Raw genomic sequence first — 14,032 nt, 5'->3', positions numbered from 1 at the left:
CTACTCTTTTAAGGATCTCAGTATCAGTCGTAGCCTGGAGATGCTTTGAATGAGAGGCCGCATTTATTTCAGCAATCTCGTTTTGGACAATCCAAAGGCCCCGACAAGGGGCCTCCACAATTCTCAATTATAAATTATCAATTGTCAATTACTTCTTTGGGCTGCACCCACCCCATCCACTCAACCCCAATTTCCGCGTCTCGTCTGTAAAAAATAAGATTTAACGGCGCAAACCTTTCCTGAGCGGTTTTGCATTTCATTCTGTACCTTTATTCCGCAATTTGCCAAGCTTGAAGTTAATTGACGATATACCTAACACCTGGAAGCGAGCCTACTTATGGCTTTGCTTTTGGTTTGCGATCAATTATGGAGTAGGTGCGTTCATTGAGTGGAAGCTAAACACTCCATATACATATGTCTTCTGGAATGCAGCACACCTGTTTGAGGCCCTCGTTATTCTTATCATAGGTATCTTTTTCTACAGTGACTGGCTATTCAAGTTCAGTGTTTATGTTCAGGTGGCCGGTCATCTCATCGGAACGATGGTGCACTTCCTCGCTATGGGGTCACTTTCGTACTATCTTGAGAATTACCGCGAAGGTTATATCGGCTGGGATGTTTGGAAAGATCACCTCGTCGGCCTCCTGCGTTGGGAGGGTTTGCACTTTCACGATCAATATATCATCACGGTTGGCGTATACTACGTGATCCGCTATTTCCAGGGTTTGCAGAATCAGCAGAAGGAAAAGAGCGAGCTCACCCTGAAAAACCGCGAGATGCAGATCTCTTTGCTGAAGTCTCAGATCAATCCGCACTTCCTTTTTAACACCCTGAATTCAATTAATACACTGATTGGCGCAAACAAGGAGCAGGCGCGCAAGGTTATCACGCAACTTTCTGATATCTTCAGGTATGCGTTGGATTCGCACGGCGATCAGATGGTTCGCCTGATACATGAACTTGACTTTATAGATAACTATATTCGCATACAGCAGGTGCGTTTCGGTGAAAGGATGCAATTCGTGAAACAGGTGGATTTTACTTGTCTTAGCGTTGCCATCCCTCCGATGATTTTGCAACCGTTGGTAGAGAATTCTGTAAAGTATGGAATTGCCCCGAAGGACGATGGAGGTACCATTATCCTTACGGTAAAGCGATTCAATAACATGATATTTTTTGAGGTGAAGGATGACGGATTAGGTTCGAATGCCAAGAAGGTGATGGACGGGACGCCCAGCGGTGGCGTTGGGCTGAAGAACACTGATCAACGTCTGAAGAGCATATTCGGTCCTGGTTCAGGGCTTCGGATACGCTCCAATGAGTGGGGTTACTCGGTCAGCTTCTTTATTCCGATCGAAGACGACAAAGTACAACAACTTACCATGCAAGACCTAAATAGCAAAGCTGTATGAACATAACCTGTGTTATCGTCGATGACGAAAAGTTAGCCCGTGATCTCCTCCAGGAGTATCTGCAACAAATCCCAAACATCCAGATTGTGGGGGAGGCCTCTAAAGGCAAAGATGCTGTCGAACTAATCGACAAGCTCAAACCCGATCTGGTGTTTCTCGATGTGCAGATGCCGGGCATGACCGGTTTCGATGTGCTGGAGGAAATCAATCACGATCCCTTCGTGATCTTTTGCACGGCCTACGACCAGTATGCACTCAAGGCATTTGAAAAGAATGCGGTTGACTATATCCTGAAACCTCTGGATCAGGAACGATTCAGACTTGCTGTGGAACGCGCTATCGGCCGCATGAAGGTCGATGAAAACAGCGTGGGCGAACTCCTTCGTAACCTCAAGACGGAAAATAAGACGCAATACGATTCTCACATCTTCGTACAGAAGTCTGAGAAGCTGCTCAATCTTCCTGTTGAAGAGATTGTATACCTCGAAGCTTCCGGCGATTACACCATCCTTACAACTAAGAACGATCAGTTCGTTAGTTCATCAGGTATAGGCAAGCTGGAAGAAATCCTCAATCCGGAAACTTTCATCCGGGTACACCGCAGTACGATCATCAACATCAACAACCTTAAGGAGATCGAAAAGCACTTCAACGGTGGTATGGTGGTGAAGATGTTGAATGGAAAGAGTTTCCCCGTAAGCAGAACCTATGCAAAATTAATACGCAAGAAAGTAGTATAAGCAGCTGAATGCTGCCCGATAACGCAGGAAGCGCAGGGATGCTGAGACAATCAGTGCCTCTGCGCTTTCGCGTTTCAGGCCCCGCTATGATCAGCAGCCGAACATTAGATGGAGATATTTTTTTGTTGTCTGGAATAACACGTAATTAGGATGAAATCAAGGTGATTGAATAAGTCTAGTCAGTCAGCAGGGTTTACAATATTCGCCTTCACGTGGGCGCTTGCCGGATTGTTTCATCAGCTGTCGTTTGACAATTGGCGATGGCACGACCCTAAGGGGATCATTCTCTCACTTGCAATCCTTCCCGTTCTTCTCAAACCATCGTCGTGGCAACGTTTCCTCGTATACTTACTGATTGACTGGATTTCTGTCGGGATCGCGTTCCCCGAACATCCCAATCATATCGTCTTCTCGTGGGTCCTGAATGCCTGCATACTCACCTCTTTCGTGATTGTTGCGATCAGAAACAAAGGTGATTTCAACTCAGATTTCGCATCACAGTGGTTTGCAGCTTTTGTTCCCTGGGCACGTGTAATGGTGTGTATACTGTATTGGTTTACATTCTTTCATAAGGTGAATGTTTCCTTCCTCAATCCGGAATGCAGCTGCGGAGCACGCTTACACCTTGATATAACTGAACGCATACCTTTCTTGCCAACCGCATTGTGGGCCCAATATCTTGCCATGTATGGGACACTTATCATTGAACTGGCCATACCGTTTGTGCTCCTGATTAATCGAACGCGCCTCCTGGCCATCCTGGGAGGTTTATTGTTTCACGGGATACTGGCGTTGCATGGGCATATTGGTATTTTTAGTTTCTCAGCAACGATCTTCGCCCTTTACACAACATTCTTTTCTTCAGCACTGGCTGCAGACCTTAAGCCACCGGAGTGGATGACCAAAATCTGGAGATTGATACTGGCGTTGTTCCTGCTTGGTGTTTTGCTTTGGACGCTTAGAGGATTGGTTCCCGCCCTGCGCCTAGACGATGCGTTACGGCATATTACGAAACTTGGATTCCTTGGATTCTATATGTACCTGCTGTTGTGTCTCGTACTGTTTGGCCAAAGCGCTTTGAAATTCCGGAAAAGCGAGCAGGCTATGGAAGGGCAGCTATCAGCATATCCGGTTCTGGCAATCTTCCCTATCATCGCTTCTGTAAATGGTCTGGGTCCCTATTTTGGTTTGCGGACGGAAAGCTCCTATTCAATGTTCAGCAATCTTCACACTGAAGGTGGCGTATCAAATCACTTACTGATGCCATCCAACATGCAAATCACGAACTGGCAAAAGGACCTGGTTGAAATCGTCGACACAAATGATCCCGACCTGCTTACCGCGCGTGATCATGGCGACCTGGTGGTTTATCTTGAGTTGCGCAGGATCCGTTCACGCGAGGTTCCTGACTTCTGGGTGATCTTTCGCCGGAACGGAAAAGAAGAGACGTACTATGAATCTCGCCCCGAGACTCATGATATTCTTCCAAAAATGAACTTGCTGGCCGGCCGTTATTTCTACTTCAGGCCAGTCGGTCAAAATCCTCTAAAAGAGCGTTGCAAACACTAGTCATACTGCGTGTTATTGATGTGGACCAACGCCTTACGCGGAAGCCGATCCAATCAACAAATCAACAAGTGCCCCAATAAATCAATAGCCCAGATCTTTCATTGCCCGCTTTGCGGCATGATATCCGCACATTCCATGTACACCACCACCCGGCGGTGTCGAGGCAGAACAGATGTAAATTCCCTTTGCTGAAGTCTTATAGGGCGAAAAGCGAAGAGCCGGACGAGTAAACAACTGACTAACATCAATAGCCCCACCGTTGATATCGCCGCCCACGTAGTTGGGATTATATTGTTCGAACGCCGATGCGCTGGTAATATGTTTGGCGACGATCCTGTCGCGAAAGCCCGGAGCATATCGTTCAATTTGTTGTTCAATGGCCGTCGTCATGTCTTTATCGGAACCATTTGGAACATGACAGTATGCCCACACTGTATGATGACGGCCGTCCGATCTTGAGGGATCCTGTACGCTTTGCTGAGTCAGAAGTACGAAAGGTTTTTCAGAGTGCCGGTTACTCCATGCAGCATCTTCAGAATGGGCTATCTCTTCAAATGTGTTGCCTAGATGTACCGTACCGGCTTCTCTGCAAAGCTCAGCCCTAAAAGGTATTTTCCCCTCGACAGCAAAGTCCACCTTGAAGACGCCCATTTTGTACTGATAGCGCTTCAGCTGCCACTTATATATCGAGGATAGCTTGTGTCCGGCGATCTGTAATAACTGGTTCGTGGATACATCAAGAAGTACTGCTTTGCTGGGAGGCAGCTCACTTAACGATTTGATGAACATCCCGGTCTTAATAGTGCCGCCCAACGAAATGAAATAAGCTTCGAGCGCGTCAGCGATGCGCTGTGACCCGCCCCGCACTATAGGCCAACCGTGAACATGTCCCACTGCAGTAAGAACAAAACCTATAGCAGCTGTGCTTGCATATGAAAGAGGGACCATCGAATGTGCACACATGCCAGCCCACAAAGCCCTTGCCTCAGCAGTCTTGAATTTGTTTGCTAATGCCTTCGATGATCGGATCGCTTTCAAACCAAATTTTGCATAGGCAATGGGATGTGCCGGAACAGCTAACGGTCCGAGCAGGTCCTGGCTTATCAATGGCCATGACTCTACAACAGAACCAATCAGATCATTGTAGACGCCGGCATCGGTTCCCAGTGCCCGTGCTGTATCGCCGAGGGATCGGCGCAACACAACAGCATTTCCATTGTCCAGGGGATGAGCCGCACAGATATCAGGAAACATAAAGTCTACGCCAAATTTCTGAAGCGGGAGCTCCGACATTAATGGCGACGCCACCGCCATGGGATGAATTGCAGAGCATCTGTCGTGTATAAGGCCGGGAATTGTCAACTCACCTGATCGAAGACCTCCGCCAACGGTATCCCTACCCTCAATGAGCAGAACGGACAGGCCCTGCCGTTGCATGGTAATGGCGGCGCATAGTCCATTTGGCCCGGATCCAACTACAACGGCATCGTATTCCATCGTATTCTACATGGGTCGAAGTATCGGACCTTCTTCATACCTGACCTCGACAGTCTTACCGTGCGATGCAAGTATCTCCGTTAATTGCTTCACCATCGATTCGCGCGCAGCATCCGTGAAACCGGCTCCGGCCGCATACTTGCGCGCATCCGCTGTGAATGCATTCATCGCTTTTGATCGATCTTCCATGCTCACCCAGTTCCACACACCGCTCTCGTCAGTAAACGTCACGTTGTCCAGGGGTTGGATGGATAACAACTGTGGAGGTGGCAGATACACTATTGCCTTATCATCGTTGATTTGAATGCTGAACTTCTTCCGCAGATCGAATCCTACCTTTGCTTCAAAACCTCCTTTGATGCCGATCTTCTTTGTGCTGCCCAACCACGTATTGGTCCAGTCGTAGTGATGCTCGAACTTTTGAGACAGCGTGGCGAGTTCCAGCACCGGACTTTGCTGAAGCAATACAACGGTATTGTTAACAGTTACTTCAGGAGTAAATGAAAATACCTTCGCGAAGTCACGCCCGATCTGTTTGGCACCTTCGTACGTCTTCTCCGCCAGCCTCGTTGGAATGACGACTACAATCCAATAGGCACCGATAGTTGCCGTGACAACGAGTAGAATGAGTAGGACAATCTTACGGTTTGAAAACATAGGTCACAATTAAGAATTGAGAATTAAGAATTAAGAATGGAATTTGAGGAATAAACGTTTGAAAAGTTGGATAAAGCCTTTACGGCTCCACAACGGGTAATGAAGTCCAGTACGGCGGACAGCTGCCTCTCAATTCATAATTCATAATTCTTAATTCTTAATTTTCTTTTTCGGCAGCTGAAACCTCATTCTCACCTTGATTACTGATTTCTCCGCCACGTCATCACGCTTTGTCGGTGTCCACTTGGGTCCCTGCCTGATCAGGCGTATCACCTCATCGTCACAACCGCTTCCAATCCCTTTAATAACTCTGAAATCGCTTAGACCTCCCGTTGGTTCAACGGCAAAGGTCACGGTCACTCTTCCTTCTACATTATTGAGCAATGCCTCCTGAGGATACTGAAGGTTCTTTTCAAGGTATTGTTTGAAAGCACGTTTGCCACCAGCCGGATAAGCAAAATCATAAGTAGCTTCAAGCGGATCTGTGTCGCGCGTTACGCCATAGCCAGCTACCACCACTTCGCTGAGTTGTGTGAGGTCTTCATTCAGAGTAACAGTTGTGGATGTCTTTTCGTCAGCAACTTCTTCAACATTCGTATACCCTATAAAAGTATACACAAGGGTAGGGCGATTGCTTTCGTCAACCAGCTGATAGTTGCCATTAACATCGGTAACCGTTCCGGTGTTCGTTCCTTTGATCACAACATTTACTCCGGGAATGCCGGTGCCATCGGCATCAACGACTTTTCCGGTAAAGACATTTTTCACCGTAGCCGCGTCGGCCCTGTTGTTTGCCGATGGTGCCGGCGTAATGTCCGTTTTCTTCAACGCACGGCTGCCTGACTGAGACGAAGCGACCTCATTTTGTTTCAAGTCGCGTTCCGTGATCTCTGCAATCTTCGACGTTTCTGATTCTGCTTGTTCCCTGGCAACCTGTTCTGCTGCTCTCTGCTCAGCACGTTGCGCAGGAGGACCTTCCGCATCAGATGCAATGCCGGTCACGTCCTCTGATACGCCGGCAGACTCTGCAGCGGCACCAGGCTCCGCCGGAGTGCCCTCTGCACCGGCAACCCGTCCCGACAATGCCTTCGATTGTTGATCAGCCGATTCACCTTTAGCAGGTGCGTCTTTCCTTTTGAACTCTGAGCGATCAGCCTGCAGCTTTTCGTTGTTCGCCAATGGACCTGCCGTGGGTTGGTCTGCAGCACGTGATTTGAATTCATCGGCCGCTGCACCGGACACCGAATCAGAAATGATGTTGCTGGCATCGCCGGATTCAAGGGCCTTGTCTTGCTGTAAGCGGGAGTCGCGCGGTTCTCCCAGTTCCCTGTTTAATGCAAGTTGATCTGTTTTTTTATCGGAGATAAAAAACAGCACAACACCAGCGCTGGCGATAAGCAGCAACCCGGCCGCTATGCGCGCTGGCCAGCTCCACAGAGATGTTTGCTTGCCTTTCGGCGCCCCGGCTCCTTCCTGTATGCCCCCCGTTGCCGAATCGCGATGGATCCTTCGGTTCAGCAGGTCATGAATGTCGTTAAGGTCGGCCGAAAACTCGTCGGCATCAACAGACTCACCACCCGACAACGCATCGGCCAGGAACGGATCGGCAAGCGCCTTCTTTTCAAGCGCGTGCATCTCCGCCGGCGTCATTCGTCCGCTGAGGTATCGGGTAATATCGTCGTTAAGGTCAGCCATCATTTGTCACATAACCACGCCCATTGTCTTATTCACACCGGGCAGCTAATTATGTGTTGCTCTCCATACAGATTTTCAGGTTCCGTTTACCGTTCTGAATATAACTCTTCACTTTATTATCGTCGTAGCCCGTCAGGGTCACGATATCTTTATAACACTTTTGCTGTAAGTAAAACAGCGAAACACACTGTTGCTGTTCCGGTACCAGCCGTTTAATGCAGTTCTCCAATTTACTGAGATTTGCCTCCAATTCAGGCCCTTCCTCAGGATGCTCCGCCGACTCATTTTCCATAAGGACCGGCGAAATTTCCTCAAAATACTTGCCTTTTTGGCTCCTCAGGTGCATCAGGCAGTGGTTGCGTGCGGTAACGTAAAGCCAGCTCTTGAAATGGGCGACCTCATGCGTCCTGAGAGTCGTTACCAGTTTTTCAAATATCTGCATCACCGCATCCTTACTTTCTTCCCGGTCCTTCAGGTACTTAAGGCAAACCCCGTACACCATACTGGTATATCTGCCATAAAGCAGCCCCAGAACGTCCAGTTCGCCACCTGACTTATAGAGGTCCAGCAGTTCCAGGTCATTCTTTGATATATAGGTCGACAGTACGGGCACCGTTGAAAATTAAGAAAAAAGAAACAATGGATTTATGGAATGCCGTCAGGCCGCGCATCTCATCTGCAAATCAAATATCAAACGATATGAAAAATACAGGGTGGATTATGATGCTTGTGCTTGTGGTGTCGTCGGCTTTCACGACAGCGCCGCAGACTCGTACGATTACGGGGCGCGTTGTGGATTCAGATGGGACAACAGGGATGCCGGGCATTAATGTCACGGTAAAGAAAACAACTATCGGTACAGCAACCGACGCACACGGTAACTATCAGATTAATGTTCCTCTTGGATCGACTCTCGTGTTCTCCTTTGTGGGGTATCAGACTATCGAAGTGAAAACGGAGAGCAAGACGGTAATCAATGTCACGATGACTCCCGACAATGTCTCGCTAAACGAAGTGGTGGTCATTTCGAAAGGACATAGCCGCCGCGACCTTATGAAGTCCCAGGCACCGGCTGGTGTTATGGAGAGTTATCCAACAATGTCATATGAAGCAGAAGATCGCTACACCGAACAGGTTATCGTGCACAACACTGAAGAATACGATGCCATCCACGAGATCGGTTTCCGCGATGCCACCAAGAATCCACTATCCACATTCTCCATCGACGTGGACGCGGCTTCTTATGCTAACATGCGTCGCTACATTAACAATGGTCAGACACCGCCGAAAGATGCCGTACGAATTGAAGAGTTGGTGAACTATTTCGATTATGACTATCGCCAGCCTACAGGTGAGCATCCTTTTGAAGTGATCACCGAGGTATCAGCTGCACCCTGGAATACGAAGCACCGCCTCGTTCACATCGGTCTCCAGGGCAAGACCATTCCGACCAAAGACCTTCCTGCATCCAACCTGGTATTCCTTATCGACGTCTCCGGTTCTATGTCTGATGTCAACAAACTTCCGCTCCTGAAGAGCTCACTGAAGATGCTCGTTGAACAATTACGCGACGAAGACCATGTTGCCATCGTTGTGTATGCCGGAGCTGCAGGGTTGGTACTGGAGCCGACTTCAGGTGCTAACAAAAAGACGATCATCAACGCACTTGATAGACTTGAAGCCGGAGGCTCGACTGCAGGCGGCGAAGGTATCGAGCTCGCCTATGCAACTGCGAAAAAGTATTTTAAATCTGAAGGAAATAACCGTGTGATCCTTGCTACTGATGGCGACTTTAACGTTGGCGAATCAAGCGACGCTGCCATGGAAAGACTTATTGAAAAGAAACGCGAGGAGGGAATATTCCTTACAGTTCTTGGATACGGTATGGGTAACTATAAGGACTCGAAGATGGAAGTGCTCGCTGATAAGGGAAATGGAAACTATGCTTATATCGATAATATTACCGAAGCGCGAAAAGTGTTGGTCAATGAATTCGGCGGGACGTTGTTTACGATTGCTAAAGATGTGAAGCTGCAGATCGAGTTTAATCCTGCCAACGTTAAAGCATACCGCCTTATCGGATATGAAAACAGAATGCTTGCCAGTGAAGATTTCAACAACGACAAGAAGGACGCAGGCGAGCTCGGCTCAGGACACACAGTCACTGCGTTGTACGAGATCGTACCTGTAGGAGCTGACACCCCGGTTGACAGTGTCGACCCTTTGAAATATCAGAAGCCGCCGGTACGGCAATCAAACCGTGGTTCTTTTTCGAATGAGCTGATGACCATTAAGCTCCGCTACAAGAAGCCAGACGGTGTAACCAGCAAACTGATCACCCATACGCTTAATGATAATGAGACTGCCATGTCTAAAACATCCGATAACTTTCGCTGGTCTGCAGCGGTTGCCGGATTCGGCATGATCCTTCGTCAATCGGAGTATGTAAATGGCTTCACCTACGGCCAGGTGCTTCAATTGGCCAGCAGCTCAAAAGGTGCAGATAAGGAAGGTTATCGTATTGAATTCATCAACCTTGTGAAGGCCATGAACCCTGGCGGTACACACTAGCTAAACAATGGTGTTTGAAGTGAGGGGGCAAATCCAGAGCGACCATGTTGCTTTGGATTTGCTGTTTACAGCTATCTTTGCCAAACTCTTTCCGACACCCAGGGCAAAAATTGCCTGGATATAGTATCGAATCGTATGGCCAGGATCAGCGCGGTAATCATCACTTATAACGAGGAAGAGAAGATCGGCCGCTGCATTGACGCATTGCTCAAAGTTGCCGACGAGATCGTTGTGGTTGATTCATATTCAACCGACAATACCCGGAAGATTTGTGAGGGGCGAGGGGTTCGTTTTATTGAGCACGCCTTCGAGGGTCATATCGAACAGAAGAATTTTGCCCTCTCTCAGACTACCCACGACTTTGTGTTGTCGCTGGATGCTGACGAATATTTATCTGAACAACTTACCAAATCCATCCTCGCCATTAAAGATAACCCGGCCCATCAGGCATATTCTATGGCGCGACTGTCGAGCATCAGAGGACGATGGATCCGCGCGACAGACTGGTATCCTGACAGAAAGACACGGCTATGGTTTAAGCAATACGGCCGATGGGGGGGGTACAATCCGCACGATCATGTTATTGTGGGAAGGGGAACGTCGGTAAGAAAGCTTGAGGGAGAAATTCTTCATGAAGCATACGACAGTTATGATCAGCTCTTCAAAAAGGCATATACCTACGCGACAATCTATGCTCATTCAAACGTTGGTATCCGCTCGAGTAATGCAATGCTGATCTCGTTCAAGGCATGGTTTGCATTTGTACGGAACTATATTTTCAAGCGAGGGGTCTTTTACGGCTTCGATGGGCTGGCGATATCGATCAGCATTTCCACTTACACGTTTACCAAGTATAGTATCCTGCGTGAACTCAATGCGGATATAGGCAAGCGGGTACCCACTACGTTGATCATTACGACCTATAACAGGCCTGACGCATTGCAATTAGTGTTACACAGTGCATTGCAGCTTTCGGTAATGCCTGAAGAGATCATCATCGCCGACGACGGCTCTACGCATGAAACAAAAGACCTGGTTGATTTATTTGCCTCTCGGTTTTCAATACCAATAAGACATTGCTGGCACGAAGACAGCGGATTCAGGCTCGCCACTATCAGAAACAAAGCCATTGCCATGGCGAAGAATCCCTATATCGTTATGATCGATGGAGACATGGTAATGCCTGCCGACTTCATAGCTGATCATAAACGGGCCGCGAGGCCGGGTCGCGTGGTTCAGGGTTCCCGTGTTCTGCTCGGAGAGAATTTCACCAGGGCGGCCATTCATCAGAATGATACTCACTTTTCATTCTTTTCCGGGGATGTTACGAATCGGAAAAACATCATTCGAAGCGGTATCCTAAGTAGACTGTTCTCTTACTTTAACAAGAATATCTTGCGTGTCAGGGGTGCCAACATGGCCTTTTGGAAAACTGACGTCCTGGCAATAAACGGATTCAACGAGAATTTCGTCGGTTGGGGCCGTGAGGACTCTGAGTTCATAGCCCGCCTGCAGCACGCCGGTGTAAGAAAATTTCATCTTAAGTTTGCCGGCGCCGCTTTCCATTTGTACCATCCGGAAAGTCGTCGCGACACTCTTTCGGTCAATGACCAGATCCTCAAAGACACTGTCGAGAAGAAAGTTATCAAGTGCGACAATGGTATTAACAAGTATTTAAAGGTCGTATAAAGGGTTTAATATACATTCTACGTCGTTTTTCCCTATTTTGCAGGTCAATGGAATTAGAAGAAACCGCAAAGCAACACTATACAGACTCCGAGAGGCAGCAGATATTCGATAACGAGTTTATGCCGCACATTAACTCTATGTACAATTTTGCTTATCGACTTACACTCGATCAGGACGACTCAAAAGACCTCGTACAAGACACGTACCTGAAAGCGTATAGATTCATCGATTCCTTTCAGCAGGGAACTAATGCTAAAGCGTGGCTGTTTCGAATTTTAAAAAACAGCTTTATCAACGACTACCGGAAGAAGAGCAAAGAGCCTTCCAAGGTGGATTACCAGGAGGTAGAAAGTTATTATAACTCCGAGGAAGTAGATAGACAAATCACGCCCGATCTGCGTGTGGAGGCGCTTAAAGATATGATCGGTGACGAGATTTCGAACGCGCTCAACTCGTTGGATGTGGATTTCAGAACAGTAATTATACTGTGTGACCTGGAAGGTTTTAAATATGACGAGATGGCGAAGATCCTTGACATTCCAATTGGAACCGTCAGGAGCCGATTGCACAGAGCAAGAAATCTGCTGAAAGAGAAACTGAGTGAATATGCGAAGCAAATGGGTTATAAAACGGCATAAACTATGAGTAATCCTGACCAGAGTCGTATGAAGCAAGACTGCGCCAACAAAAAAGAATGCATGCAGATGCTTCAACTCATCTTAGACGGTGAGGCAACCGCAGAACAGAAGGATCACTTCCTGAAACACCACCTCGACGAGTGTTTACCCTGTTTTAACAACTACCACCTCGAAGTGGCCATCCGCCAAATGCTCAAGTCAAAGTGCACCGGCGACTGCGCTCCTCAGGAACTCGTAGATAGTATCAAGGCAAAGGTCATTCGAAACCTGGCCTCCTAGAATGACTGGCAAAGCGCTCATCTTTTCAGCACCTTCCGGTTCTGGCAAGACTACCATAGTTAAACACCTGCTCGCGAATAATCCCGATCTCGGCTTTTCCATATCGGCATCAACCCGTGATAAACGTGGCCGTACCGAGTCTCACGGAAAAGACTATTACTTCCTTACACCCGAACAATTCAAAAACAAGATCGATGAAGACGCCTTCATCGAATGGGAAGAAGTGTATGAAGGCAACTTTTACGGCACCCTGAAATCTGAAATCGAAAGGATCTGGAGCGAAGGAAAGAATGTCATCTTTGATGTAGATGTAAAGGGAGGTCTCAATCTCAAGAGATACTTTGGCGACCGCGGCCTTGGAATATTCGTAAAGGTTCCTTCCATTGAAGTGCTGAAGACCCGCCTCAACGACCGTGGCACAGAATCCGAAGAAAGTCTTTCACGAAGACTCTTCAAGGCGAATTTTGAAATGTCATTCGCAGATCAGTTTGATGTCGTACTGGTGAATCAGGACCTGCAACGCTCGTTGAAAGAGGCGCAGGAGCTGTACGATAGATTCAAAGGAAATTAAGAATTAAGAATTAAGAATTATGAATTGGCTACCACGACCTGCGGTCGTGACTGCCTGTCAGCCGTAGGCTGGTAGCTAATTCATAATTCTTAATTCTTAATTCTTAATTTGAGCTATGAAAATCGGACTCTTTTTCGGCTCCTTCAACCCCATCCACGTCGGTCATCTCATCATCGCCAACCTGATGGCCGGGACTTCGGATCTGAACAAAGTTTGGTTTGTCGTTTCTCCCCAAAACCCGCTGAAGCCTGCTAAAGGACTATTGCATGAGTTCGACCGCTACGACATGGTGCGCGCTGCGGTTTTTGACAATTATAAGCTCGAGGTCTCTGACGTAGAGTTTCATCTCCCCAAACCAAGTTTCACCATTCACACGCTTGTGCATCTCCAGGAAAAGCACCCCGATAAACAGTTTAAGGTGATCATGGGAGAGGACAATCTGGCCAACTTTACGCGCTGGAAAAACCATCGCCAAATACTTGACCACTACGGACTTTACGTTTATCCTCGACCAGGCACGCAACTTTCCGAACTTCGTTCGCATCCTAACGTTACAGTAGTTGAGGCGCCATTGCTCGATATCTCTGCAACATTTATAAGAGACCGCATCCGAAAGGGTCAATCTGTACGTTATCTTGTTCCGGATGCCGTGGAGGAGATGATCAGAGCGAAGGGGTTTTATCTGGACTAACCAAAGTTTACAGCCAAGTCTCC

General features: G+C 47.8%; 13 protein-coding genes. 9 read left to right on the top strand and 4 right to left on the bottom strand.

All coding sequences use genetic code 11. The annotated features are described in order from the left end of the window. Positions 1-290 precede the first annotated feature (290 nt). The 3 genes from WBG78_RS13715 to WBG78_RS13705 all read left to right on the top strand — a co-directional run bounded on the left by WBG78_RS13715 (position 291) and on the right by WBG78_RS13705 (position 3,721). Positions 291-1,412, top strand: a complete 1,122-nt coding sequence (locus tag WBG78_RS13715; protein ID WP_337326995.1) for a sensor histidine kinase — start codon at positions 291-293, stop codon at positions 1,410-1,412. Continuing rightward, on the top strand, positions 1,409-2,152 hold the full coding sequence (locus tag WBG78_RS13710) for a LytR/AlgR family response regulator transcription factor (protein ID WP_337326994.1): 744 nt from the start codon (positions 1,409-1,411) through the stop codon (positions 2,150-2,152). Before WBG78_RS13715 ends, WBG78_RS13710 begins: the two co-directional genes overlap by 4 nt. 165 nt (positions 2,153-2,317) lie before the next feature. Continuing rightward, positions 2,318-3,721 (top strand): HTTM domain-containing protein, encoded by a 1,404-nt coding sequence (locus WBG78_RS13705; protein WP_337326993.1) that lies wholly within the window; start codon positions 2,318-2,320, stop codon positions 3,719-3,721. An 81-nt stretch (positions 3,722-3,802) separates the two neighbouring features. Here the strand turns inward: WBG78_RS13705 and WBG78_RS13700 are convergent, their stop codons facing one another. From WBG78_RS13700 to WBG78_RS13685, 4 genes are all read right to left on the bottom strand, one after another. Beyond that, positions 3,803-5,218: a phytoene desaturase family protein gene (locus WBG78_RS13700; protein ID WP_337326992.1), complete on the bottom strand. Its 1,416-nt coding sequence runs from the start codon at positions 5,216-5,218 to the stop codon at positions 3,803-3,805. A 6-nt stretch (positions 5,219-5,224) separates the two neighbouring features. Continuing rightward, positions 5,225-5,875, bottom strand: coding sequence for a DUF4230 domain-containing protein (locus tag WBG78_RS13695; RefSeq protein ID WP_337326991.1), 651 nt, complete (start codon positions 5,873-5,875; stop codon positions 5,225-5,227). A 150-nt stretch (positions 5,876-6,025) separates the two neighbouring features. Further along, entirely contained in the window at positions 6,026-7,573 is a 1,548-nt protein-coding gene (locus WBG78_RS13690; protein WP_337326990.1) for an energy transducer TonB, read from the bottom strand. A 46-nt stretch (positions 7,574-7,619) separates the two neighbouring features. After that, entirely contained in the window at positions 7,620-8,183 is a 564-nt protein-coding gene (locus WBG78_RS13685) for an RNA polymerase sigma factor (RefSeq protein ID WP_337326989.1), read from the bottom strand. Positions 8,184-8,269: 86 nt separating this feature from the next. Between WBG78_RS13685 and WBG78_RS13680 the strand changes: the two genes are divergently transcribed. The 6 genes from WBG78_RS13680 to nadD all read left to right on the top strand — a co-directional run bounded on the left by WBG78_RS13680 (position 8,270) and on the right by nadD (position 14,009). Continuing rightward, positions 8,270-10,141 (top strand): vWA domain-containing protein, encoded by a 1,872-nt coding sequence (locus WBG78_RS13680; protein ID WP_337326988.1) that lies wholly within the window; start codon positions 8,270-8,272, stop codon positions 10,139-10,141. 135 nt (positions 10,142-10,276) lie between these two features. After that, entirely contained in the window at positions 10,277-11,830 is a 1,554-nt protein-coding gene (locus WBG78_RS13675; RefSeq protein ID WP_337326987.1) for a glycosyltransferase family 2 protein, read from the top strand. A 47-nt stretch (positions 11,831-11,877) separates the two neighbouring features. Continuing rightward, complete coding sequence (locus tag WBG78_RS13670; protein WP_337326986.1) at positions 11,878-12,468, top strand: sigma-70 family RNA polymerase sigma factor; 591 nt, start codon at positions 11,878-11,880, stop codon at positions 12,466-12,468. A gap of 3 nt (positions 12,469-12,471) precedes the next feature. Continuing rightward, the gene (locus tag WBG78_RS13665; RefSeq protein ID WP_337326985.1) at positions 12,472-12,747 is read left to right on the top strand and encodes a zf-HC2 domain-containing protein; all 276 of its coding nucleotides are present in this window, start codon (positions 12,472-12,474) and stop codon (positions 12,745-12,747) included. Position 12,748: 1 nt separating this feature from the next. Then, the gene (gmk, locus tag WBG78_RS13660) at positions 12,749-13,318 is read left to right on the top strand and encodes a guanylate kinase (RefSeq protein ID WP_337326984.1); all 570 of its coding nucleotides are present in this window, start codon (positions 12,749-12,751) and stop codon (positions 13,316-13,318) included. Between the two features lie 115 nt (positions 13,319-13,433). Next, a complete protein-coding gene (gene nadD / locus WBG78_RS13655; protein ID WP_337326983.1) occupies positions 13,434-14,009 on the top strand; it encodes a nicotinate (nicotinamide) nucleotide adenylyltransferase in 576 nt (191 codons plus the stop codon). Positions 14,010-14,032 lie beyond the last annotated feature (23 nt).

Origin of the sequence: Chryseolinea sp. T2, assembly GCF_037203685.1 — a bacterium.
Lineage (GTDB): Bacteria > Bacteroidota > Bacteroidia > Cytophagales > Cyclobacteriaceae > Chryseolinea.
Note: the sequence above shows the minus strand (reverse complement) of the source record. Positions and strands in the feature narration are given on the sequence as shown.

What these genes read in the sequence shown, in the direction of transcription:
- WBG78_RS13690 (WP_337326990.1), bottom strand. Translation starts at nt 7,573, where the DNA reads ATGATGGCTGACCTTAACGACGATATTACCCGATACCTCAGCGGACGA.
- WBG78_RS13665 (WP_337326985.1), top strand. Translation starts at nt 12,472, where the DNA reads ATGAGTAATCCTGACCAGAGTCGTATGAAGCAAGACTGCGCCAACAAA.
- WBG78_RS13710 (WP_337326994.1), top strand. Translation starts at nt 1,409, where the DNA reads ATGAACATAACCTGTGTTATCGTCGATGACGAAAAGTTAGCCCGTGAT.
- gmk (WP_337326984.1), top strand. Translation starts at nt 12,749, where the DNA reads ATGACTGGCAAAGCGCTCATCTTTTCAGCACCTTCCGGTTCTGGCAAG.
- WBG78_RS13700 (WP_337326992.1), bottom strand. Translation starts at nt 5,218, where the DNA reads ATGGAATACGATGCCGTTGTAGTTGGATCCGGGCCAAATGGACTATGC.
- WBG78_RS13695 (WP_337326991.1), bottom strand. Translation starts at nt 5,875, where the DNA reads ATGTTTTCAAACCGTAAGATTGTCCTACTCATTCTACTCGTTGTCACG.
- nadD (WP_337326983.1), top strand. Translation starts at nt 13,434, where the DNA reads ATGAAAATCGGACTCTTTTTCGGCTCCTTCAACCCCATCCACGTCGGT.
- WBG78_RS13680 (WP_337326988.1), top strand. Translation starts at nt 8,270, where the DNA reads ATGAAAAATACAGGGTGGATTATGATGCTTGTGCTTGTGGTGTCGTCG.
- WBG78_RS13675 (WP_337326987.1), top strand. Translation starts at nt 10,277, where the DNA reads ATGGCCAGGATCAGCGCGGTAATCATCACTTATAACGAGGAAGAGAAG.
- WBG78_RS13670 (WP_337326986.1), top strand. Translation starts at nt 11,878, where the DNA reads ATGGAATTAGAAGAAACCGCAAAGCAACACTATACAGACTCCGAGAGG.